Annotated in this window: 20 protein-coding genes; 15 read left to right on the forward strand and 5 right to left on the reverse strand. The window is 68.0% G+C overall.

The genetic code is table 11. The features are described 5' to 3' along the window. The first annotated feature begins 3 nt into the window (after positions 1–3). Positions 4–1335, forward strand: a complete 1332-nt coding sequence (lysA, locus tag B842_RS05405; RefSeq protein WP_040085592.1) for a diaminopimelate decarboxylase — start codon at positions 4–6, stop codon at positions 1333–1335. Between the two features lie 21 nt (positions 1336–1356). Here the strand turns inward: lysA and B842_RS05410 are convergent, their stop codons facing one another. Then, the gene (locus B842_RS05410) at positions 1357–2148 is read right to left on the reverse strand and encodes a hypothetical protein (RefSeq protein ID WP_040085593.1); all 792 of its coding nucleotides are present in this window, start codon (positions 2146–2148) and stop codon (positions 1357–1359) included. A 211-nt stretch (positions 2149–2359) separates the two neighbouring features. Here B842_RS05410 and B842_RS05415 point away from each other — a divergent pair, with 211 nt between their 5' ends. Together B842_RS05415 and thrB are read left to right on the forward strand one after the other, a co-directional pair. Further along, positions 2360–3691, forward strand: coding sequence for a homoserine dehydrogenase (locus tag B842_RS05415; RefSeq protein WP_040085594.1), 1332 nt, complete (start codon positions 2360–2362; stop codon positions 3689–3691). 13 nt (positions 3692–3704) lie between these two features. Further along, positions 3705–4631, forward strand: a complete 927-nt coding sequence (gene thrB / locus B842_RS05420) for a homoserine kinase (RefSeq protein ID WP_040085596.1) — start codon at positions 3705–3707, stop codon at positions 4629–4631. Between the two features lies 1 nt (position 4632). Here the strand turns inward: thrB and B842_RS05425 are convergent, their stop codons facing one another. From B842_RS05425 to B842_RS05440, 4 genes are all read right to left on the reverse strand, one after another. Beyond that, positions 4633–5385: a helix-turn-helix transcriptional regulator gene (locus B842_RS05425; RefSeq protein ID WP_040085597.1), complete on the reverse strand. Its 753-nt coding sequence runs from the start codon at positions 5383–5385 to the stop codon at positions 4633–4635. A gap of 106 nt (positions 5386–5491) precedes the next feature. Continuing rightward, the gene (modA, locus tag B842_RS05430; RefSeq protein WP_040085598.1) at positions 5492–6226 is read right to left on the reverse strand and encodes a molybdate ABC transporter substrate-binding protein; all 735 of its coding nucleotides are present in this window, start codon (positions 6224–6226) and stop codon (positions 5492–5494) included. 110 nt (positions 6227–6336) lie between these two features. Further along, a complete protein-coding gene (locus B842_RS13140) occupies positions 6337–7476 on the reverse strand; it encodes a DNA methyltransferase (protein ID WP_052437768.1) in 1140 nt (379 codons plus the stop codon). Positions 7477–7487: 11 nt separating this feature from the next. Then, positions 7488–9245, reverse strand: coding sequence for a long-chain fatty-acid--CoA ligase (locus tag B842_RS05440; protein WP_040085599.1), 1758 nt, complete (start codon positions 9243–9245; stop codon positions 7488–7490). A gap of 379 nt (positions 9246–9624) precedes the next feature. Between B842_RS05440 and rho the strand changes: the two genes are divergently transcribed. The 12 genes from rho to B842_RS05500 all read left to right on the forward strand — a co-directional run bounded on the left by rho (position 9625) and on the right by B842_RS05500 (position 21726). Further along, positions 9625–11649: a transcription termination factor Rho gene (gene rho / locus B842_RS05445; RefSeq protein WP_040085601.1), complete on the forward strand. Its 2025-nt coding sequence runs from the start codon at positions 9625–9627 to the stop codon at positions 11647–11649. Then, the gene (gene prfA, locus B842_RS05450) at positions 11650–12723 is read left to right on the forward strand and encodes a peptide chain release factor 1 (protein ID WP_040085602.1); all 1074 of its coding nucleotides are present in this window, start codon (positions 11650–11652) and stop codon (positions 12721–12723) included. Next, complete coding sequence (prmC, locus tag B842_RS05455) at positions 12716–13552, forward strand: peptide chain release factor N(5)-glutamine methyltransferase (protein WP_040087365.1); 837 nt, start codon at positions 12716–12718, stop codon at positions 13550–13552. Before prfA ends, prmC begins: the two co-directional genes overlap by 8 nt. 4 nt (positions 13553–13556) lie before the next feature. Further along, positions 13557–14216 (forward strand): L-threonylcarbamoyladenylate synthase, encoded by a 660-nt coding sequence (locus tag B842_RS05460; RefSeq protein ID WP_040085603.1) that lies wholly within the window; start codon positions 13557–13559, stop codon positions 14214–14216. Positions 14217–14225: 9 nt separating this feature from the next. Continuing rightward, positions 14226–15401 carry an MraY family glycosyltransferase gene (locus tag B842_RS05465; RefSeq protein WP_040085605.1) on the forward strand — a complete coding sequence of 392 codons (1176 nt, stop codon included), beginning with the start codon at positions 14226–14228 and terminating at the stop codon, positions 15399–15401. A gap of 32 nt (positions 15402–15433) precedes the next feature. Continuing rightward, positions 15434–15886, forward strand: a complete 453-nt coding sequence (locus B842_RS05470; RefSeq protein ID WP_052437769.1) for a Cg1360 family ATP-synthase-associated protein — start codon at positions 15434–15436, stop codon at positions 15884–15886. Between the two features lie 529 nt (positions 15887–16415). Beyond that, positions 16416–17213: a F0F1 ATP synthase subunit A gene (gene atpB, locus B842_RS05475; RefSeq protein ID WP_040085607.1), complete on the forward strand. Its 798-nt coding sequence runs from the start codon at positions 16416–16418 to the stop codon at positions 17211–17213. Between the two features lie 102 nt (positions 17214–17315). Further along, entirely contained in the window at positions 17316–17561 is a 246-nt protein-coding gene (locus B842_RS05480; protein ID WP_040085609.1) for an ATP synthase F0 subunit C, read from the forward strand. Between the two features lie 40 nt (positions 17562–17601). Further along, positions 17602–18171 (forward strand): F0F1 ATP synthase subunit B, encoded by a 570-nt coding sequence (locus B842_RS05485; RefSeq protein WP_040085610.1) that lies wholly within the window; start codon positions 17602–17604, stop codon positions 18169–18171. A gap of 5 nt (positions 18172–18176) precedes the next feature. Further along, on the forward strand, positions 18177–18995 hold the full coding sequence (locus B842_RS05490) for a F0F1 ATP synthase subunit delta (RefSeq protein ID WP_040085611.1): 819 nt from the start codon (positions 18177–18179) through the stop codon (positions 18993–18995). 59 nt (positions 18996–19054) lie between these two features. Further along, positions 19055–20698 (forward strand): F0F1 ATP synthase subunit alpha, encoded by a 1644-nt coding sequence (gene atpA, locus B842_RS05495; RefSeq protein ID WP_040085612.1) that lies wholly within the window; start codon positions 19055–19057, stop codon positions 20696–20698. 53 nt (positions 20699–20751) lie between these two features. Then, complete coding sequence (locus B842_RS05500; protein WP_040085614.1) at positions 20752–21726, forward strand: F0F1 ATP synthase subunit gamma; 975 nt, start codon at positions 20752–20754, stop codon at positions 21724–21726. The last annotated feature ends 2 nt before the right edge of the window (positions 21727–21728 follow it).

A 21728-nucleotide genomic window follows, 5' to 3' on the forward strand; every position in this document is an offset into this window, starting at 1 on the left:
CGCATGACCTCGGATTTCAACGATCTGCCGGCCCACGTCTGGCCGCGCAACGCCGCGCGCCAGGAGGACGGCGTGGTCACCGTCGCGGGTGTCCCGCTGCCGGAGATCGCCGAGGAGTTCGGTACCCCGGTCTTCGTCGTCGACGAGGACGACTTCCGTTCCCGCTGCCAGGACATGGCCCGCGCCTTCGGCGGCCCGGAGCACGTCCACTACGCCTCCAAGGCGTTCCTCACCCGCACCGTCGCCCGCTGGGTCGACGAGGAGGGGCTGTCGCTCGACGTCGCCTCGCTCAACGAGCTGCGGATCGCGCTGGCCGCCGAGTTCCCCGCCGCCCGCATCACCGCGCACGGCAACAACAAGGGCCCGTCCTTCCTGCGGGCGTGCGTCACCGAGGGCGTCGGCCACGTCGTCCTCGACTCCGAGCAGGAGCTCGAGCTTCTCGACGCCATCGCCGCCGGCGCCGGCGTCATCCAGAAGGTGATGATCCGCGTCAAGCCGGGCATCGAGGCGCACACCCACGAGGCCATCGCCACGTCCCACGAGGACCAGAAGTTCGGCTTCTCCCTGGCCTCCGGCTCGGCGTTCCGCGCCGCGGAGGCCGCCGTCCGCGCCGAGAACCTCGAGCTCGTGGGCCTGCACTGCCACGTCGGCTCCCAGGTCTTCGACGCCCGGGGCTTCACGATGGCCGCCGACCGCGTGCTGGGCCTCTACTCGCAGATCCACCGCGAACTCGGCGTGCAGCTGCCCGAGCTCGATCTCGGCGGCGGCTACGGCATCGCCTACACCGAGGACGAGCAGCCCCTCAACGTCGACGAGGTCGCCCACGACCTGCTCACCGCCGTGGCCAAGACCGCCGCGGAGCTGGGCATCGACGCCCCCGCCGTCCTCGTCGAGCCGGGCCGCGCCATCGCCGGCCCCGGCACGGTGACGGTCTACGAGGTCGGCACCGTCAAGGACGTCACCGTCTCCGAGGACGAGAAGCGACGCTACCTCTCCGTCGACGGCGGCATGTCCGACAACATCCGCCCGGCCCTCTACGACGCGCTTTACGACGCCCGCGTGGTCAACCGTTTCACCGAGGGCGAGGAGATCTCCTCCCGCCTCGTCGGTTCCCACTGCGAGTCCGGCGACATTCTCGTCCGCGACGCGCGCTACCCCGACGACATCGTGGTCGGGGACCTCATGGCCGTCGCCGCGACCGGCGCCTACGCCTACGCCATGTCCTCGCGCTACAACGCCTTCGGCCGTCCGCCGGTCGTCGCGGTGCGTGCCGGCAAGACGAAGCTCATGCTGCGCCGCGAGACCGTCGAGGACATTCTCGCGCTGGAGACGTAGAACCGACGCCCGGGCAGGGCGTCAGTGGAAGAGGCCCTTGAGGCTGCCGGCGTCCTCCAGCAGCGCCACGACGAGCGAGGTGTGGATGGAACCGAGCGGCACGCCCCTGGCGGGCGTCGGCGCGGTCGACGGGTCCGGGGTGGAGGAACGGGTCGGCGTCGTGGACGACTCTTCGCGGTCGACGGTGCCGGAGGCTCCCGTGGCGCACATGCGCAGCTCCGCCCGGTAGGCGTCCGCCTCCGCCTGGGCTCCCGGGGTGCGCTCCCAGGCCCGCAGCCAGGCCTCGTCGGCGGCCACGGAGAGCCCTTCCCGGGTGCCGCTGAGCAGCGTCGTCGACCCGGAGCGGCGGGCGGCCGCGAGCTGGGCGCGGGCCTCCGCGGAGGTCATCTGGTACGTGTCGCGCCCGGCCGCCCGGTGGTTGTTGCGTTCGACGAGGATGCGCAGCGGCGCGGCGGCCTCCCCGTCCCGGTAGCCCACGCGGGCGCTGGCCGCGTTGATGCGCTCCAGGGCGGCCCGGACGTTGCCGGGCATGTCGGCCAGCTGCTCGCTGGTCTTGTCCGCGTGCCAGGTGCGTGCCAGGGCCATGTCCTCCGCCACGGAGGGGACGTCCCGCAGGATCTCGGCGGACCAGTTGGCGGCGAACACGCCCGACAGGGCGAGGCCGCTCTCGGTCTCGGCGGGGGAGAGGCGGACGGTGCACACGCCGTCGTCCGTGGTGATCTCGGCGGCGTGCGCGGACGAGATCCCCGCCAGTGGGATCACCAGGCACGCCACGCAGGCCGTGAGTGCACGGGTGATCCGACGGCGGGACATGCTGACTCCTGTCACTGGCAGAGGCATGGGGGTGGTGAGGACAGATTAATCGTCTGAACGCAATATGTCCAGAGATGTGACTTATCTTATGGAGTGTCGTGACCCCGGAGTCTGAGGAAGTGGCCGAATCCCGGTAGGGTGGTCACGGAAATCTGTCCTCAGTCTGCCCGTCCCCGACGGGCACGGACCCACGACCATGTGCAGGAGAACCATGACCGTCACTCAGCAGCCCAGCTTCAACCCCGGCAAGGGAGCCGGCGAGCCGGTGGGCGTCGCCATTCTCGGCCACGGCACCGTCGGATCTGAGGTGCTGCGCCTGATGGGCGAGTACTCCGACGCGCTCGCGCACCGCATCGGCGGTCCGCTCGAGCTCAAGGGTGTGGCCGTGTCCGACCTCTCCAAGCCGCGCGAGGGCGTGGACCGTGAGCTGCTCACCGATGACGCGCTGAGCCTCATCAACCGCGACGACGTCGACATCGTCGTCGAGGTCATCGGCGGCATCGAGTACCCGCGTGAGCTGGTCCTGGCCGCCCTGCGCGCCGGCAAGTCCGTCGTCACCGCCAACAAGGCCCTCGTCGCCGCGCACGCCGACGAGCTTGCCGACGCCGCCGACGCCGCCAACGTCGACCTCTACTTCGAGGCCGCCGTCGCCGCCGCCATCCCGGTCGTCGGCATGCTGCGTCGTTCCCTCGCCGGCGACAACATCCTGCGTATCTCCGGCATCGTCAACGGCACCACCAACTTCATCCTCGACGCGATGGAGTCCACCGGCGCCAGCTACGACGACGCGCTCGCCGAGGCCACCCGTCTGGGCTACGCCGAGGCCGACCCGACCGCCGACGTCGAGGGCCACGACGCCGCCTCCAAGGCCGCCATCCTCGCCTCCCTGGGCTTCCACACCCGCGTCAAGTTCGACGACGTCAGCTGCGAGGGCATCTCCAAGGTCACCGCCGAGGACATCGAGGCCGCCCGCGACGCCGGCTACGTGATCAAGCTGCTCGCCATCTGTGAGCGCGTCACCGACAAGGACGGCGTGGAGTCCGTCGCCAGCCGCGTCCACCCGACCCTCGTTCCGGTCGACCACCCGCTGGCCTCGGTCAACCAGTCCTACAACGCCATCTTCGTCGAGGCCGAGGCAGCCGGTCGCCTGATGTTCTACGGCAACGGTGCCGGTGGCGCCCCGACCGCCTCCGCCGTCCTCGGTGACCTCGTCGGCGCCGCCCGCAACAAGGTCCACGGTGGCCGCGCCCCGGGCGAGAACACCTACGCGAACCTGCCGATCGCCGACCTCGGCGACGTGCGCACCCGCTACCACATCGACATGGAGGTCGAGGACCGCACCGGTGTCCTCGCCGAGCTGTCCGCGATCTTCGCCACCCACGACATCTCCCTCAAGACCGTCCGCCAGGAGGAGGCCGGCGACCACGCCCGCCTCATCGTCGTCACGCATTCCGCACGTGAGGCCGACCTGGCCGCCACCGTCGAGGACCTGAAGAAGGCCCCGGCGGTCAAGTCCGTCGACAGCGTCCTGCGACTCATCTAGGGAGCGTTGAGCTGTGAGCATCCAGCTTGAGGTGGGCACCCGGGCCACCGTCACCGTCCCCGGCTCCTCCGCGAACCTGGGCCCCGGATTCGACACCCTCGGCCTGGCCGTGGGCATCTACGACACCGTCGAGGTCGAGGTCATCGAGTCGGGCCTCGAGGTCGAGGTCTTCGGCGAGGGCGAGGACGACCTGCCCCGCGACGGTTCCCACCTGGTGGTCAAGGCCATCCGGTCGGGCCTCAACGCCGCCCACGCCGAGGCCCCGGGCCTGCGCGTGGTGTGCACCAACGCCATCCCGCAGTCCCGTGGCCTGGGCTCCTCCGCCGCCGCAGCCGTCGCGGGAGTTCTGGCCGCCAACGGTCTGGCGGGCAACCCGCTGACCACCGACCAGGTGGTCCAGCTGTCCTCCGCCTTCGAGGGGCACCCCGACAACGCCGCGGCCTCCGTCCTCGGTTCCGCCGTGGTCTCCTGGACCACGACCCCGGTCGACGGCTCGCAGCCGGGGTACCGGGCGGTGGCGGTGGACGTCGACAAGCGCATCCGGGCGACGGCTCTCGTGCCGGACTTCCACGCCTCCACCCAGGCGGTGCGTCGCGTGCTGCCGAGCCACGTCACCCACACGGACGCGCGTTTCAACGTCTCGCGCACCGCGGTGATGACCGTGGCGCTGCAGAACCACCCGGAGCTGCTGTGGGAGGGCACCCGTGACCGCCTGCACCAGCCCTACCGCGCCGACGTGCTGCCGGTGACCGCCGAGTGGGTCAACCGTCTGCGCAACCGCGGTTACGCCGCGTACCTCTCCGGCGCCGGCCCGACCTGCATGGTCCTGTCGGTCGACCCGATCGAGGAGGCCATCCTCGAGGAGGCCCGCGCCGCCGGTCTGCGCGTCCTCGAGCTGGAGGTCGCCGGTCCGGCGACCGTCGAGGTCAGCCGGGTCTGACCTACCGGTCGTCGGCGGGGGTCCCCCTGTCGGCGACCACCGAGCACGCGCCCGAGGGCTGGAAGGGGCGCAGGCTCAGCCGGACGGGGGCGGAGCCGACGGACTCCTGCAGGAAACCCTCGTGGATGGCGCAGATCATGAGCGAGGGTCGGTGCCCCTCGGCGACGAAGGGGCACGCCTGCAGCTCGATGTCGACCGACTCCGCGTCGGTGCCCCCGTCGCCCTGCTCCCTGCGCATGGTCGGGTCGAAACCCAGCTCACGGAGGGTGTGGTGGAGACGGTCGAGCGCCGTGTCCATGGTGTCCTCGCCGTCCTCATTGCCGGTGCCGGCGGGGGCGTCCTCCCGTTCAGCCATGCGGCGGGCCCAGAGACGCCCGATCTCGCGGGCCTTCTCCACCGTCTCGGGGCTGGGGGAGTCGATGTCGACGATCATCGAGGCCAGCAGCTCCACCAGGGAGATGTACTCGCGGGCGATGGCCCGGTTGTCGGGGATCCGGACCTGGAAGATCAGGGAGGGGCGTCCGCGTCCCTGTGCCGGGGCGGTGTGCGCGTGGACGGCACCGCGGGCGATGAGCTCGTCGAGGTGACCGCGGACGGTGTTGACGTGCATCCCGAGGTCCTCCGCCAGGTCGGCGGAACGTGCCCCCTGCGGGTAGGTCTGCAGCTGGTCGAGGACCTCGCGCTGGCGGGTGCTCAGTTGCAGTGACTCGGGGTAGAGCTCCGCTGCGGGGCGGGGCGGCCGGTTGTCCGTCATCGGGACCGAAACCTCCTCATGTCCGGTACGGCACCTGCAGTTGAACACGGCACCGTGACATTAATTGTTCGCGAGGCATCGTCACGGTGTCAATTTCCCCTCACCTTCACGGGGCCGGGAGAAATCCGTGTTCCTCCCACACCCGGGCCATCGCCGGGGAGTGCAGGAGCGTCACCAGGTCCGTCGCCGCCTGCTTGTCGACGGCCGTCGTCGTCACCGCCGCCAGCAGCGTGTTGGGGTGTTCCTCAGCGCCCGGGATGTCGATGACCTCGACCGCTGCGCCGGCGTCGAGGGCGTCGGTGCGGTAGACCCAGCCGGCGTCGGCCTGCCCGGAGACGACCCGGGCGAGGACATCGGAGACGGAGTACTCGCGGAAGGCCGGGGTGAGCGCGAGGTCCTGCGCGTCGCTGATCCGCCGGGCGGAGGCACCGCAGGGGACGCGCTCGTCGCAGAGCACCAGCGTCGTCCCGGGGAGATCCTCCACCGACGTGATGCCGGCCGGGTTGCCGGCGGGCACGACCATGACCATCGAGTTGATGGCCACCACCCGCGGGGCACGGGCCACGCCGAGTGCGACGGCCTGCTCCATGGACGCCTCATCGGCGGTGATGAGGACGTCCCCCGGGGCGCCGTCGGCAAGCTGCTCGACGAGCGTCGTCGTGCCGGCATTGAGGAACTCGAGGTCCGCGCCGCTGAGGGCGGCGAGCTCCTCGTTGATGACGCGTGTCGACGACGCCCCGAGAACCAGCAGCGCCGGGTTCTCCGCCTCCGTGGGGGTGGGGGTGCACCCTGCCGCGAGGAGCACGGCGGTGAGGGGGACGAGCAGGCGGGGGCGGGGCATCGAGGGGTCCTTCTGTGAGCGGGGGAGAGCTCTTCCGCTCATCGGCAGATGTTCTCCGGGTAAGCGTAGTCGGGCCACCGTCCCCGGAAGGGCGAACGGGCATTCCCGTGTCAGAGCCGGCGGAACTCCACGGAACCCCCGCCGGTCCAGCCGACGGCCGCGGAGATGCCCGACTGCTCTCCTGCGACGACCGCGCGCAGGCGCTCCAGGGCGACGGTCTCGGCGAAGTCCTCCCGCTCCACGCCGAGGAAACGACGCCCCAGCTTCAGCGCGACCGCGGCGGTCGTGCCGGATCCGAGGTGGTAGTCGAGCACCACGTCGCCCGGTGCGGTGAACAGCTCGATGAGGAAACGCAGCAGCGCCTCCGGCTTCTTGCCGTTCCGGAAACTCACCCCGCCCTCGGCGGACACCCGGTTGAACTCGGCGTGGAAGTCGACGAAGTTCGGGTACGGCAGGGAGGTGACGTCGCTGGACTGCGGCACGCCCTGGAAGTAGGAGCCGTTGCGGTTGCCGGCCTTCGGGGTGTGGAAGAAGCGGTGCCCCAGGCCGTCGTCGCCGATGTCCGGCACCTGGATGAGGGTCAGCGGATCGAGGCCGAGACCCTCGAGGTGGGCGACCCAGAAGCGTCCCGAGGAGTTCTTCTCCCGCAGGCTGCCCCGGATGGAGTGGGTGCGGAACGTGCCCGCGCCCGGCCCCTTCTCCACCTTGCGCCACTGGTCCGGGCGATAGATCAGGCAGGGGCGTCCACCCAGCTCGGCAGGCTCGCCGGGGCCGGTGAGCTCCACGTCCCAGCGGTACTCGCTGAGGTCGCGTTCGCGGATGCGGCGCGGCATGCGGAAACGGGGGTCGGTGGAGTAGATGAGGATCTGTTCGACGACGTCGTTGAACTGCTTGTCGGCGGTCAGCGCCCGGTCGGGGTGCCGGACGAGGACGTGCAGGACCATGACCTTGTGGAGCCACTCGGTGGCGTCGAGAAGCACCTCCAGGTGGGCGGACTGGTGGAAGCTGCACTGGATGGCGAGGACGGCGTCGTCGACGAGCAGCGGGCGGGCGGCCTCCAGCCGCTCCGCCATGAAGGTGAGCCACTCCGCGCGCGGCATCGCGTCGGCGTAGAGGTAGTCACCGCTGCCGGTGTTGTAGGGCGGGTCGATGTAGACCATCTGCACCCGGCCGGCGTGCGTGCCCGCCAGGTGGCGGAGAACCTGCAGGTTCTCGCCCTGGATGAGCAGATTGTCGACGCCACCGTGCATGCCTGTCGATCCTAGCCCGGGACGGGACCGGCGCCCTCCGCAACCTCCTGCGCGTCCTTCTCACCCGGACCCTTGAGCTTGATGATCTCGAACTCGCCGTCCGCCAGGTGCGTCCGCAGGTCCTTCTTGTCGAACTTGCCGACGGAGGTCTTGTCGATGTCCTGCACGAACGTCCAGTACTCCGGCAGCATCCAGCCCGGCAGGGAGGCGCGGAGCTGGTCGCGCAGCTGCTCGGCGGTGTCGCGGGTCTGCGGGATGTCGTCGTGCAGCACCGTCACCGCCAGCGGGCGCTCGCCCCACTTCTCGTCCGGGTAGCCGATCACCGCGCACTCCACGACCTCCGGGGAGTTCATGATGAGGTTCTCCAGCATGGCCGAGTAGATCCACTCACCACCGGAGCGGATGACGTCGCGCGCGCGGTCCGAGACCGTGAGGTAACCGTCCGCCGTCACCGAACCGACGTCGCCGGTGCGCAGCCACCCGTCCGGGGTGAACAGCTCCTCCGCGTCGTCGACCTCCCGACCGCGGAACTGGCTGGCGGAACCGTCACCGTCCTCGGTGGGGGAGTGGTAGTAGGCGCCCGTCACGATGTTGCCGCGGACCTGCAGCTCACCCTGGTTACGGTCCGTCGAGGAGACGACCTTGCCGTCGTTGACCACGCGGTACTCCAGGAGCGGGGAGAAACGGCCCTGGCTCACGCGGTACGCCCAGCGCGCCTCACCGGAGGACCCCGACGGCGGGCGGGCCACCGTGCCCACCGACGACGTCTCCGTCATGCCCCACACGTGGACGACGTCGACGCCGTAACGCTCCTCCCACAGCTGGATGAGGATCGGCGGGGCCTGCGAACCGCCGACGTAGATCTCCGTCAGCGACATGCGCTCCGGCGGATTGTGCAGGTAGTGCACCATGAGCTGGATCCACACCGTCGGCACGCCGTGCGCCACGCGGGGGTGGGTGGCCGCGATGAGGCGGGCCAGCGTCGGCGCCGACACGTCCGAGTCCGGGAACACCAGGGGAGTGCCCGACATGAAGGCCGCGTAGGGCACGCCCCACGACAGGACGTGGTAGATCGGCACACAGCACAGGAAGGACTCGCCGTGGGAGACCGACAGTGAATCCGTGGCACGCAGCGACATGGACTGCAGGAACACCGAACGGTGCGAGTACGCCACGCCCTTCGGGGCACCCGAGGTGCCCGTCGAGTAGCAGATCGCGGCGGTGGTGTCCTCGTCGAGGACGGGCCAGTCGAAGACGGTCGAGCGGCCGTCGAGAAGCTGCTCGTAGGAGTGGACCGACAGGTGATCCGGGAGCTTCTCCGCCAGCGGCTCCAGCGGCTCCAGACCGGTGAACACCACGGCACGCATGGTGTGGCACCCCTCCAGCGCCTGGCCCAGGAGACCCGCCAGACGCGGATCACAGACGATGACCTCGATCTGCGCGTGGTTGATGATGTGCCGCACCTGGTCGGTCATCAGCTGCTTGTTCAACGGAGCGAACACCGCCCCCATGCACGAGACCGCGAACTGCACCTCCAGGTGCTCCGCGCAGTTGTGCATGAAGGAACCGACGCGCTGGTCACCGGTGATACCCAGATCGTCACGCAACGCGTGCGCCAGAGCCGCCGCCCGCGCGTGGATCTCCGCGAAGGTGGTCTCCTCGGCCTTGTCCGTGCGCCACGTGGTCACCTTCGTCGACGCATGCGCGGTGGACCCGAACTCCAGGATCCGCGAGATCGACAACGGCACATTCTGCATGGTGGAGAGCATGACCAACACTCTAGCCGGGAGGGTCGGTGCGATAGTGTGTGCGGCATGCGGTACACTGTCCGGAGATCGACGGGGGTCTGTATCTTCACTCCAGACCCATAGTCCACCCGGATCACGCGTTCACCCTCCTTCCTCCGCTGCAGGCGGCCCCGGCTGCCCCGGCCCGGAAGGTTGCGGTCCCAGGTTCGGTCCGGTCTGATCAACCACTGAAGTACGGCTCCGTACCCCCGCTGTCCTCACACGAGGACCACCCACGTCTGTGTGGGTGTTTCAAGGGGAGACGTCGAGTCGCTCAACTCCACAGAAGGCTTCCAGTCGGGCGTGTGACGCGCTCCGCCCATGACGCGCCGAAGACTGGTCAAGCAAGGAAAGGACATCCGTGACCGAAACGGACACCGCCACCGCAGCAGCTTCCACCGACCTCGCGTCGCTGAAGCTCACCGAGCTGCGCAAGATCGCCGCGGAGAAGGGCCTCAAGGGGGTCTCCGGCCTGCGCAAGGGCGATCTGATCACTGCGATCCAGACCGGCACCGTGCCCGCCCGCGGGCGTGCCGCCGCGCCGGCCGCAGAAGCCGCGCCTGCCGCGCAGGCAGCCCAGGCCGAGCCCGCCGCAGAGGCTGAGAAGACCGAGCAGGCCGCGTCTGCTGAGACTCAGGACGCCGCCCCGGCCGCCGAGAAGACCGAGCGCCCGCAGCGCACCCGCCGTGCCACCCGCACGACCCGTGCGAGCCAGGAGAAGACGGAGCCCGCCGCAGAGCAGCCGGCCACCGAGCAGGCCGAGAAGTCTGAGCAGACCGAGCAGCCCCAGCAGGCTGAGCAGGCCGAACAGTCCCGCACCGCAGAGTCCCGCGACTCCGGCGACTCCGGTGAGTCCCGCGACTCCGGCGACACTGCCGACTCCTCCGAGGAGCCGCGCTACGAGTCCCGCTCCGCCGCCCGCCGCGCGCGTCGCAACCGCGCCCGCCACGGCCAGCGTGAGCAGGAGCAGCAGTCCGGTTCCGAGCAGGAGCGCGGCCAGCGACAGGACCGTCAGGAGCAGGACCAGCAGGACTCCGACCGTGACTCCGGCCAGCAGCAGGGCCAGCAGGGCCAGCAGCAGGGCCGCAACCAGCGTGGCCAGCGCAACCAGGACCAGGAGGGCGAGGGCCGTCGTGGTCGTCGCAGCCGCCGCAACCGCCGCGGTCGCGGTGGTGACCAGCAGGACCACCAGAACGACCAGCAGCACGATTCCGCTGATCTGCAGGACGTCGCCGGCATCCTCGACATCGTGGACAACAACGTCGCGTTCGTCCGGACGACCGGCTACCACGCCTCGCCGGCGGACGTGTTCGTGCAGAACCAGCTGATCCGCCGTTCCGGCCTGCGTGCCGGTGACGCGGTGACCGGCAAGGTGCGCATGGGTGCCGCCCAGACCCACGGTCAGGGCCGTAACCGTCAGAAGTACAACCAGCTGGTCAGCGTCGACACGGTCAACGGTCTCAGCGTCGACGAGGCCCGGAACCGTCCGGAGTTCTCCAAGCTGACGCCGCTGTACCCGAACCAGCGTCTGCGTCTGGAGACGGACCCGAAGATCCTGACCACCCGCGTCATCGACCTGATCATGCCGATCGGCAAGGGCCAGCGTGCGCTCATCGTCTCCCCGCCGAAGGCCGGTAAGACGACGATCATGCAGAACATCGCGAACGCGATCTCCACGAACAACCCGGAGTGCCACCTGATGGTCGTCCTCGTCGACGAGCGTCCGGAGGAGGTCACCGACATGCAGCGTTCGGTGCACGGCGAGGTCATCGCCTCCACCTTCGACCGTCCGCCGTCAGAGCACACGGCCGTCGCGGAGCTGGCGATCGAGCGTGCGAAGCGCCTGGTGGAGCAGGGCAAGGACGTCGTCGTCCTGCTGGACTCCATCACCCGCCTGGGTCGTGCGTACAACAACTCCTCCCCGGCGTCGGGACGCATCCTCTCCGGTGGCGTCGACTCGAACGCGCTGTACCCGCCGAAGCGCTTCCTGGGTGCGGCCCGCAACATCGAGAACGGTGGTTCGCTGACCATCATCGCCACCGCGATGGTGGAGACCGGTTCCGCCGGTGACACCGTGATCTTCGAGGAGTTCAAGGGCACCGGTAACGCGGAGCTCAAGCTGGACCGCCGTATCTCCGAGCGTCGCGTCTTCCCGGCGGTCGACGTCAACCCCTCGGGCACCCGTAAGGACGAGCTGCTGCTCGCCCCGGAGGAGGCCCGCATCATGCACAAGCTGCGCCGTATCCTGTCTGCACTGGATCCGCAGCAGGCCATCGATCTGCTCATCAAGCAGCTGAAGAAGACCAAGAGCAACGGTGAGTTCCTCATGCAGGTCGCCTCTTCCGCCCCGATGGCCGCCGACAAGGACGAGGAGGACTACTCCTAGATGAGTTCCACTGTTTCCGCCGTAGACGACGTCGTCTCCGAGTACCAGGGCATCGAGGCCCAGATGGCCGATCCGGCGACTGCCGGTGACCAGGCCCTGTTCCGCAAGCTCTCGAAGCGTTACGCCGAGCTGCAGCCGATCATCAAAGTGAACAACGAGCTGGTCAGCACCCGGGAGGACCTCGAGGTCGCCCGCGAGATGGCCCACGAGGACAAGGAGTTCGCCGCCGAGGCCGAGCGCCTGGCCGCCCGTGAGGTCGAGCTGGAGGAGCAGCTCGCCGATCTGCTCGCCCCGCGTGACCCGCACGACTCCGATGACGTCATCATCGAGATCAAGGCCGGCGCGGGTGGCGAGGAGGCCGCGCTGTTCGCCGGCGACCTGGCCCGCATGTACGAGCGTTACGCCGACAAGCACGGTTTCACCTGGGAGGTGCTCGGCCTGTCTGAGTCTGACCTGGGTGGAGTCAAGGACATGACCTTGTCCATCCGTGCCAAGAACCCCTCCCGCGACGGCGCATGGAGCGTATTCAAGTTCGAGGGTGGCGTCCACCGCGTGCAGCGCATCCCCGTGACCGAGTCGCAGGGTCGCATCCAGACCTCCGCCGCAGGTGTCATGGTCTTCCCCGAGACCGAGGACGCCGGCGAGATCACCATCGACGAGAAGGACCTGCGCGTCGACGTCTACCGTTCCTCCGGTAAGGGCGGCCAGGGCGTCAACACCACCGACTCCGCCGTGCGCCTCACGCACCTGCCCACGGGCATCGTCGTGACGTGTCAGAAGGAGCGTTCGCAGATCCAGAACAAGGCGCGCGCCATGCAGGTCCTGCAGGCCCGCCTCGAGCAGATCGAACGAGAGAAGGCCGACGCCGAGGCCGCCGAGGGCCGTGCCGCCCAGGTGCGCAACATGGACCGCTCCGAGCGCATCCGCACCTACAACTGGCCGGAGAACCGCATCAGCGACCACCGCATCGGTTTCAAGGCCAACAACCTCGACTCCGTCCTCGACGGCAACCTCGACGACCTGTTCACCGCCCTCAAGGCGGCCGAGCGCGCCGAGCGTCTCGAGGCTGAGTAGGGTGTCGCTCCGCGCCGCGCTTCTCGACGCCGCGGAGCGTCTCACCGCGGCGGGCGTGCCGTCGCCGCTTGTCGACGCCCGCCTCATCGCCGCCCACCTCCTCGGCTGCGGCCCCCTCGACGTGGCCTTCCACGACGAGGTCCCGGCCGGTTTCGAGGAGATGGTCGCGCGCCGCGAGCAGCGCGAACCCCTGCAGCACATCCTGGGCGTCGCCCCCTTCGGGGCGCTCGACCTGGCCGTCGGCCCAGGGGTGTTCATCCCGCGCCCGGAGACGGAGGTCCTCGCGGACTGGGGTGTGCGGCAGCTCGCCGCCCTCGCCGTCCCGCGGCCCCGCGTCGTCGACCTGTGCACCGGCTCGGGTGCCCTCGCGCTCTACGTCGCGCATGAGGTGCCGGGGGCGGAGGTCGCGGGCGTCGAGAAGCATCCCGCAGCGTTGGAGTACGCACGCCGCAACGCGGCGGGCACCACCGTGGACATGCTCGAGGGCGACGTCACCGACCCGACCCTGCTGGGGGAGTGGCACGGCACCGTCGACCTCGTGCTGACCAACCCGCCCTACGTCCCCGAGACCCCGGACCTCGACCGCGAGGTCTACGCCGACCCGCCGGAGGCCGTGTTCTCCGGGGTCACCGGCATGGACGTCATCCGGGCGTTCGTTCCGACCATCCACGCGCTGCTGCGCCCCGGCGGGCGCGTGGGCATCGAGCACGACGACACCACCTCCTCGGCCGTGCAGGACGTTCTCGCAGCTCACGGCGGGTTCCGGGAGATCGCCGTGCTCAAGGATCTGACCGGGCGGGCGCGGTTTGTCACGGCGAGTAAGGTGTAAGCCCATGAGCCGCATCTACTCCTGTGCCGACGACTCCTCCCGCGCCGAGGGCATCAGCGCGGCCGTCGAGGCCGCCCGCAGCGGCCGGCTGGTCGTGCTGCCCACCGACACGCTCTACGGGCTGGGCTGCGACGCCTTCGACAACCAGGCCGTGGCCAACCTCCTGGCCACCAAGCGGCGCGGGCCGGACATGCCCGTGCCGGTGCTCGTCGGCTCCTGGGACACCATCCGCGGCCTCGTCCGCGAGTTCCCGCCGCAGACCGAGGCGCTCGTCCAGGCCTTCTGGCCCGGCGGGCTGTCCATCGTCGTCCCGCAGGCGCCCTCGCTGCCGTGGAACCTGGGAGACACCCGCGGCACCGTCATGCTGCGCATGCCGCTGCACCCCGTCGCCATCGAACTGCTCCGCGAGGTCGGCCCCATGGCCGTCTCCTCCGCGAACATCTCCGGCCACGAGCCGCCGACCACCGCCATCGCCGCCAAGCAGCAGCTCGGCACCGCCGTCGCCGTCTACCTCGACGGCGGGCAGACCCCGGTGGGGCAGCCGTCCACCATCATCGACCTCTCCGGCCCCCGCCCGTACCTGCTCCGCGAGGGAGCCCTCTCCGCCGAGCGCATCGGCGAGGTCCTCGGAGTCGACGCCGAGCTCCTGCGGACGCGACCCTAGGGGGCGGGCATGGGAGCAGGCGTCCCGCTGCGCGAACTCGGCCTGGTGATCCTCGCGGCGGCGGCGATCACCTACCTCGCCACGGGTGTGGTCCGGTCCGTCATGGTGCGTTCCGGGCGGGTCGCCGAGATCCGCCAGCGCGACGTCCACACCCAGCCGACGCCCCGTCTCGGCGGGGTGGCGATGTTCTCCGGTTTCCTCGCGGCCGTCTTCCTGGCCAACCAGTTACCGGCCCTGACCAGGGGATTCATGCCGATCACCCCGGAGATGAACGCCGTCGTCTGGGCGGCGTTCGCGATCGTCCTGGTCGGCATCCTCGACGACCTCTACGAACTCGACGCGATCACGAAACTCATCGGCCAGATCCTGGCGGCGATCGTCATGAGCGTCCTCGGCCTGTCCTGGACGCTGCTCTACATGCCGGTGGGGGACGGCACGACGCTCGTGCTCGACCAGGTGCAGGCCACGATTGTGACCACCATCTTCACCGTCGCGCTCATCAACGCCATCAACTTCGTCGACGGCCTCGACGGGCTCGCCGCCGGCCTGGGCATGATCGCCGGCGGCGCCATCCTGCTCTTCTCCCTCACGGTCCTCCACGACCAGGGCGGGGCCGTGTCCGGCTACCCGCCGGCCATCATCGCCGCCGGCCTCGTCGGTATGTGCCTGGGCTTCCTCCCGCACAACTTCGAGCCCTCCCGCATCTTCATGGGGGACTCCGGCTCGATGCTCATCGGCCTGCTGCTGGCCGCGGCCTCCACCTCGGCCTCCGGCAAGATCAACATGTCGCTCTACGGCACCGCCGACATCGTGGCCCTCATGAGCCCCATCATCGTGGTGGCCGCCGCGGTGTTCGTTCCAGTCCTGGACCTTGTCATGGCGGTCCTGCGCCGCCTCGCGATCGGCCAGTCGCCCTTCGCAGCCGACAAGCTCCACCTGCACCACCGGCTGCTCTCCCTGGGCCACACCCACCGCCGCACGGTCCTCGTGCTCTACATGTGGGTCGGCGTGGTCACCCTCGGGGCGGTGAGTTTCTCCATCGTGCCCTCCCGGGTGGCGGTGGCTGCGAGCGCCATCGGCCTCATCCTCGCCTTCATCATCACTCTCATCCCGCTGCGCGCCGGCAAGATCGGACGTCAGCCCCCGCCGACCCGCGTGGTCATCCACACCGATCCCTCACTCTGACGCCGCAACGGCGGCAGGTAGGATCCGGGGGCGTGACTACTCCTGCGAACACACCCGAGCCCACCGGGTCCACCGTGACCTCCGACTACGACGATCCCCGTCGGCCGCTGCTGCGCGCCGTGCGTTTCGGCAGCATCGCGCTCGTGGCCCTCACCATCGTCTCGTTGGCCGTGTGGGGCGCCACCCGTGACCTGCCGGGCATCTGGGGCGTGCTCATCGGCGCCGCGATCGGCGGCGGCTTCGTCCTCATGACCGCCGCCAGCGTGCTGTTCACGTCCTCGACGAACGTGGCCACCACCGGTGCGGTGGTGCTGGGCAGCTGGCTGCTGAAGATCGTGGTGCTCATCATCGTCCTGGCGATCATCCGGGACATGGAGTTCTACGACCGCATGGCGCTGCTCGTGACTCTGGTACTGGCTCTCATCGTCGTTCTGGCGACCGAGGTGTGGGGCGTCATCACCGCCCGTGTCACGTACGTGAGCTGAGCGGAGGCACGTCGGAAAGCGCCGGGGGAGGCCCCGGGAAGACGTCGGGGGAACAGCCTTTCTGCACCACAACGGGGGAGTGGGCGGAGGGGCTGTTTCGCGTTCCTGGGACGTTGAGAAGGGGGGTAATCACCCCCGTCGGGGGAGTCCCGGGAATACATGTGACCGACCTTACAAAGGTACCCAAAACTGCCGTTTGAGGCCCTTTTCCTTGCGTTCCTGTGGAGAAGCTGGGGGCGTATCGCGCCACGTCAGGAAACATATTGGGGCGCTACGCGAGAATCCGGGGGGACCCTGATAAGCTTTCCTGCGGGTTACCCCGGCAAGTTGAAAGCGTCACCTGTGGGATCCACACGGAGACGCCGAACGGGTCTGTGGTTCATCCCCTGTCACCGCCCTCGCTGATGTGCGACGGAGTCCGAGGCGGTGTCGGAAAGAGTTTTTCAGACGTCCATCGCACCGTGTGGGAATTAACCCTCCGCACACGGCCCGAACACGGGAGAGAACGCTGAGCGTTACAACACTGGCCATGAGGGGCGAATTCCACGCACCCGAACTGGATCCTGAATTTTTCCCGGGGCAATACTACGGCCACATGTTGTTTGCAGATGTTGCAAACGGGTGGTTCGCACTGGACCGACTGATGCTCGTCCGCATTCTGATGACGATCATCGTGGCGGTCCTTTTCCTTGTCGCCTTCCGGAACCCGAAGCTGGTTCCGTCAGGTCTGCAGAACTTCGCAGAACTCGCTCTGGATTTCGTCCGGGTGCACATCGCCGAGGACATTCTGGGCAAGAAGGAGGGGCGCCGGTTCCTGCCGGTCATCGCCACCATCTTCTTCGCCGTCCTGGCGTTCAACATCCCGACGATCATCCCGGGACTGAACATCTCCCCGAACGCGCGAATCGGTTTCCCGATCGTCCTCGCGCTCTTCGGTTATGTCGCCATGATCTACGCCGGTGCCAAGCGTTACGGCTTCGGTAAGTTCATGAAGTCTTCGGTGGTCATTCCCAACCTTCCGCCGGCACTGCACCTTCTGGTTGTGCCGATCGAGTTCTTCTCGACGTTCATCATGCGGCCGGTCACTCTCGCACTTCGTCTCATGGCGAACTTCCTTGCGGGACACCTCATTCTGGTTCTGCTGTACTCCGCCACGAACTTCTTCTTCTGGCAGCTGAACGGCTGGACCGCGATGTCCGGTGTGACCATCCTCGCCGCTATCGCGTTCACGCTCTACGAGTGCATCATCATCTTCCTGCAGGCGTACATCTTCGCTCTGCTGGTCGCGGTGTACATCGAACTGTCGCTGCACGCGGACTCTCACTAGACAAGCTGCGAACCGACACGCGGCCAACTGAATAACCCCACTTCAATCACCACCTGAAGTCCCGGTTGACAGGACCGGGCACCAAGAAAGGGAACGACTTTCATGAACGAGATCATCCTGGCACAGGCAACCGAGACCGCCTCCACCGTGACCGGCCTCGGCACCATCGGCTACGGCCTCGCAACCATCGGCCCGGGCCTGGGCATCGGCATCCTCGTCGGCAAGGCACTCGAGGGCATGGCTCGCCAGCCCGAGATGGCCGGCCAGCTGCGCACCACCATGTTCCTGGGCATCGCCTTCGTTGAGGCCCTGGCCCTCATCGGCCTGGTCGCCGGCTTCCTGTTCTAATTTTCGAGCGGAAACCACACCCCTTTAAGACTGGAGACTCATGACGAACGTCATTTACTACCTTGCGCAGGAGGCTGAGACGCTTCCCCTGGAGGGCGGCAACTCCATCCTCCTGCCCAAGGCATACGACATCGTCTGGTCCATCATTCCGCTCGTCGTTATCCTGCTGATCTTCTGGAAGTTCGTGCTTCCGAAGTTCCAGGAGGTCCTGACTGAGCGTGAGGACCGGATCAAGGGTGGCATTCAGCGCGCCGAGGCCGCTCAGGCCGAGGCCAAGGCCGCACTTGAGAAGTACAACGCGCAGCTCGCCGAAGCCCGTGCCGAGGCAGCCGAGATCCGTGAGCAGGCCCGCGAGAAGGGCAAGCTGATCGAGGCTGAGATGAAGGCTCAGGCCACCGAAGAGAGCAACCGCATCATCGCATCCGGTGAGAAGCAGCTGCTGGCCCAGCGTGAGCAGGTCGTCGCAGAGCTTCGCCAGGAGATGGGACAGAACTCGATCAACCTCGCTGAGCGTCTGCTCGGTGGCGAGCTTTCCGACGCCACCAAGCGCTCCGGCACGATCGACGCCTTCCTGTCCGACCTGGACACCGTGGCACCGGCAGGAAAGTGAGCGCCATGCACGCAGCGAGCCGCGAAGCACTAGCAACGGTCGAGTCTCACCTGGACGGTCTCGTCCAGGGTGCGGGCAACGCCGTCGCCGTCGCAGCCAAGACCGGCACCGAACTGTTCGACGTCGTCGAGGTGCTCGACGGTGACCGCGCCCTGCGTGTCGCCGTCGCCGACGCCTCGGCCACCGCCGAGCAGCGCACGGGCCTCATCCGGGCCGTGTTCGGTGGCAAGGTCTCCGACAGCACCCTCTCGGTGCTCAACGAGGCAGCCACCCTCCCGTGGTCCACGCCGCGCCAGTTCCGCGCCGGTCTTGTCGAACTCGGTCGTCGCGCACTCCTGCGCGGTGCTGAGAAGGAGGGACAGCTGGGACTCGTCGAGGACGAACTGTTCCGACTCTCCCGACTCCTCGACCGTGAGGGCGAGCTGACCCAGCTCCTCTCCGACAAGGCTGCGGACCCGGCACGCAAGCGTGGCCTGCTCGCAAGTGTTCTGTACGGCAAGGTCAGCAAGTTCACCGAGGCGCTCGCGCTGCAGGTGATCGGCCGGCCGGAGAAGAACCCGATCGACGACCTCGCCAACCTGGTCGGCACCGCAGCCAAGCTGCAGGGCCGTTCCGTTGCGCACGTCGTCGCTGCCGAGCAGTTGAACGTGAGCCAGCAGGCGGCGCTCGCCGACAAGCTGGGACGAATTTACGGTCGTGCGATGTCCATCCACTCTGAGGTTGACCCCAGCCTCCTCGGTGGCATGACCATCCGCGTCGAAGACGAGATCATCGACGGAAGCCTGGCGGGCAAGCTCACCCGGCTCCGCGCGAACCTCGCGTAAGACACGACTCAAGACAAAACAAAAATATGCTGGAAGATACAACCGAGAGCAGGAAGAACATGGCGGAGCTGACGATCTCCTCCGATGAGATCCGTAGCGCGATAGCGAACTACACCTCGAGCTACTCCGCGGAGGCCTCCCGTGAGGAGGTCGGCGTGGTCATTTCGGCAGCTGACGGTATTGCCCAGGTTTCGGGCCTCCCGTCGGTCATGGCGAATGAGCTGCTTGAGTTCCCGGGCGGCGTCATCGGCGTCGCACAGAACCTTGACACCGACACCGTGGGTGTCGTCGTGCTGGGTAACTTCGAGACCCTCACCGAGGGTGACGAGGTCCGACGGACCGGTGAGGTCCTGTCCATCCCCGTCGGCGAGGAGTTCCTCGGCCGAGTAATCAACCCCCTGGCACAGCCCATCGACGGCCTGGGTGCCATCGCCGCAGAGGAGAACCGCGTTCTCGAGCTGCAGGCCCCCTCCGTGCTGCAGCGTCAGCCCGTCGAGGAGCCGCTGGCCACCGGTATCAAGGCCATCGACGCGATGACCCCGATCGGCCGTGGTCAGCGTCAGCTGATCATTGGTGACCGTAAGACCGGTAAGACCGCGGTCTGCATCGACACCATCCTCAACCAGAAGGCGAACTGGGAGTCCGGCGACAAGACCAAGCAGGTCCGCTGTGTCTACGTCGCCATCGGTCAGAAGGGCTCCACCATCGCAGCGGTCCGCAAGACCCTCGAGGAGCACGGCGCCCTGGAGTACACCACCATCGTGGCTGCTCCGGCCTCTGACTCCGCCGGCTTCAAGTGGCTGGCTCCGTTCACCGGTGCCGCACTGGCTCAGCACTGGATGTACCAGGGTGCACACGTCCTGGTCATCTACGATGACCTGACCAAGCAGGCCGAGGCCTACCGTGCCATCTCCCTGCTGCTGCGCCGCCCGCCGGGCCGCGAGGCATACCCGGGTGACGTGTTCTACCTGCACTCCCGTCTGCTGGAGCGCGCCGCCAAGCTGTCCGACGACATGGGTGCCGGTTCCATCACCGCCCTCCCGATCATCGAGACCAAGGCGAACGACGTGTCGGCCTTCATTCCGACCAACGTCATCTCCATCACCGACGGCCAGGTCTTCCTCGAGTCCGACCTGTTCAACCAGGGTGTCCGCCCGGCCATCAACGTCGGTGTCTCCGTCTCCCGAGTCGGTGGCGCCGCACAGACCAAGGGCATGAAGAAGGTCGCAGGTTCCCTGCGTCTGGACCTCGCCGCCTACCGTGACCTCGAGGCCTTCGCCACCTTCGCGTCTGACCTGGATGCCGCATCCAAGGCTCAGCTCGAGCGTGGTCAGCGTCTCGTCGAGCTGCTCAAGCAGGCCGAGAACTCCCCGCAGCCCGTCGAGTACCAGATCATCTCGATCTGGCTCGCCGGCGAGGGTGTCTTCGACGTCGTTCCCGTCGAGGACGTCCGCCGCTACGAGGCCGAGCTGCACGAGTACTTCCGCGCCAACAACCCGGAGGTCTACGAGCAGATCGCCGGTGGCGCTGCTCTGTCCGACGAGTCCCAGGCTGCCCTGCTGGCCGCCAACGACGAGTTCGCCAAGACCTTCCAGACCACTGATGGCCGCCCGGTCATCAACGAGCCGGAGGTCGACGCCCTGTCTGACGCAGAGCACAAGAAGACCCAGCTCACCGTCCCCCGCAAGACGGCCAAGAAGTAGGGCCTCGATGCCCACTGAAACCGTCAACATCAACGAAGGGAGGAGTGTGAACCATGGCTAATCTTCGCGAATTGCGTGACCGTATCCGGTCCGTCAACTCGACCAAGAAGATCACCAAGGCTCAGGAGCTGATCGCCACCTCGCGCATCACCAAGGCTCAGGCCAAGGTCGAGGCATCCCTGCCGTACGCGCAGGAGCTGTCCGACATGATGGAGCGTCTGGCTGAGGCGAGTTCGCTCGACCACCCGATGCTTCACGAGCGTGAAGACGGCAACGTGGCCGCCATCCTCGTGGTCTCTTCCGACCGCGGCATGGCCGGTGGCTACAACCACAACGTCTTCAAGAAGGCTGCCGAGCTGCAGAAGAAGCTCGAGGAGGCCGGCTACGAGGTCGTCCGTTACGTGACCGGTGGCAAGGCCGTCGGCTACTACAAGTTCCGTGACGAGCCCGTCGCGGGCCAGTGGACCGGTTTCTCCCAGGATCCGTCCTGGGAGGCCACCCACGACGTCCGCCGCCACCTCATCGAGGGCTTCAACGCCAGCTCCAAGGGCGAGGCCAAGTACCGCGAGGGCGTCAACACTGACGGCCAGGCGATCCGTGGCTTCGACCAGGTGCACGTGGTGTACACCGAGTTCGTGTCCATGCTGTCCCAGGTTCCGGTCGCACACCAGCTGCTGCCGATCGAGCCTGTCATCCGTGAGGATGTGCTCGACACCGGCGAGTCCATGCAGGACACCGGCGGAGAGATCGGACCGGACGTCGAGTTCGAGCCGGACGCAGACACCCTGATGGACGCACTTCTGCCGAAGTACGTGTCCCGCCGTCTGTTCGCGATGTTCCTCGAGGCTTCCGCAGCCGAGTCCGCATCGCGCCGTAACGCCATGAAGTCTGCGACTGACAACGCGTCGGCACTGGTCAAGGACCTGTCGCGCGTGGCCAACCAGGCCCGTCAGGCACAGATCACCCAGGAAATCACAGAGATCGTCGGTGGCGCTGGCGCGCTCGCCGAAAGCGGAGAAAGTGACTAGAA

It is taken from the genome of Corynebacterium humireducens NBRC 106098 = DSM 45392 (assembly GCF_000819445.1).
GTDB lineage: Bacteria > Actinomycetota > Actinomycetes > Mycobacteriales > Mycobacteriaceae > Corynebacterium > Corynebacterium humireducens.

Coding starts and splice junctions, on each gene's coding strand:
- lysA (WP_040085592.1), top strand. CDS start 4: ATGACCTCGGATTTCAACGATCTGCCGGCCCACGTCTGGCCGCGCAAC.
- B842_RS05410 (WP_040085593.1), bottom strand. CDS start 2,148: ATGTCCCGCCGTCGGATCACCCGTGCACTCACGGCCTGCGTGGCGTGC.
- B842_RS05415 (WP_040085594.1), top strand. CDS start 2,360: ATGACCGTCACTCAGCAGCCCAGCTTCAACCCCGGCAAGGGAGCCGGC.
- B842_RS05425 (WP_040085597.1), bottom strand. CDS start 5,385: ATGACGGACAACCGGCCGCCCCGCCCCGCAGCGGAGCTCTACCCCGAG.
- modA (WP_040085598.1), bottom strand. CDS start 6,226: ATGCCCCGCCCCCGCCTGCTCGTCCCCCTCACCGCCGTGCTCCTCGCG.
- B842_RS13140 (WP_052437768.1), bottom strand. CDS start 7,476: ATGCACGGTGGCGTCGACAATCTGCTCATCCAGGGCGAGAACCTGCAG.
- B842_RS05440 (WP_040085599.1), bottom strand. CDS start 9,245: ATGCTCTCCACCATGCAGAATGTGCCGTTGTCGATCTCGCGGATCCTG.
- prfA (WP_040085602.1), top strand. CDS start 11,650: ATGAGTTCCACTGTTTCCGCCGTAGACGACGTCGTCTCCGAGTACCAG.
- B842_RS05460 (WP_040085603.1), top strand. CDS start 13,557: ATGAGCCGCATCTACTCCTGTGCCGACGACTCCTCCCGCGCCGAGGGC.
- B842_RS05465 (WP_040085605.1), top strand. CDS start 14,226: ATGGGAGCAGGCGTCCCGCTGCGCGAACTCGGCCTGGTGATCCTCGCG.
- atpB (WP_040085607.1), top strand. CDS start 16,416: ATGAGGGGCGAATTCCACGCACCCGAACTGGATCCTGAATTTTTCCCG.
- B842_RS05480 (WP_040085609.1), top strand. CDS start 17,316: ATGAACGAGATCATCCTGGCACAGGCAACCGAGACCGCCTCCACCGTG.
- B842_RS05485 (WP_040085610.1), top strand. CDS start 17,602: ATGACGAACGTCATTTACTACCTTGCGCAGGAGGCTGAGACGCTTCCC.
- B842_RS05490 (WP_040085611.1), top strand. CDS start 18,177: ATGCACGCAGCGAGCCGCGAAGCACTAGCAACGGTCGAGTCTCACCTG.
- atpA (WP_040085612.1), top strand. CDS start 19,055: ATGGCGGAGCTGACGATCTCCTCCGATGAGATCCGTAGCGCGATAGCG.
- B842_RS05500 (WP_040085614.1), top strand. CDS start 20,752: ATGGCTAATCTTCGCGAATTGCGTGACCGTATCCGGTCCGTCAACTCG.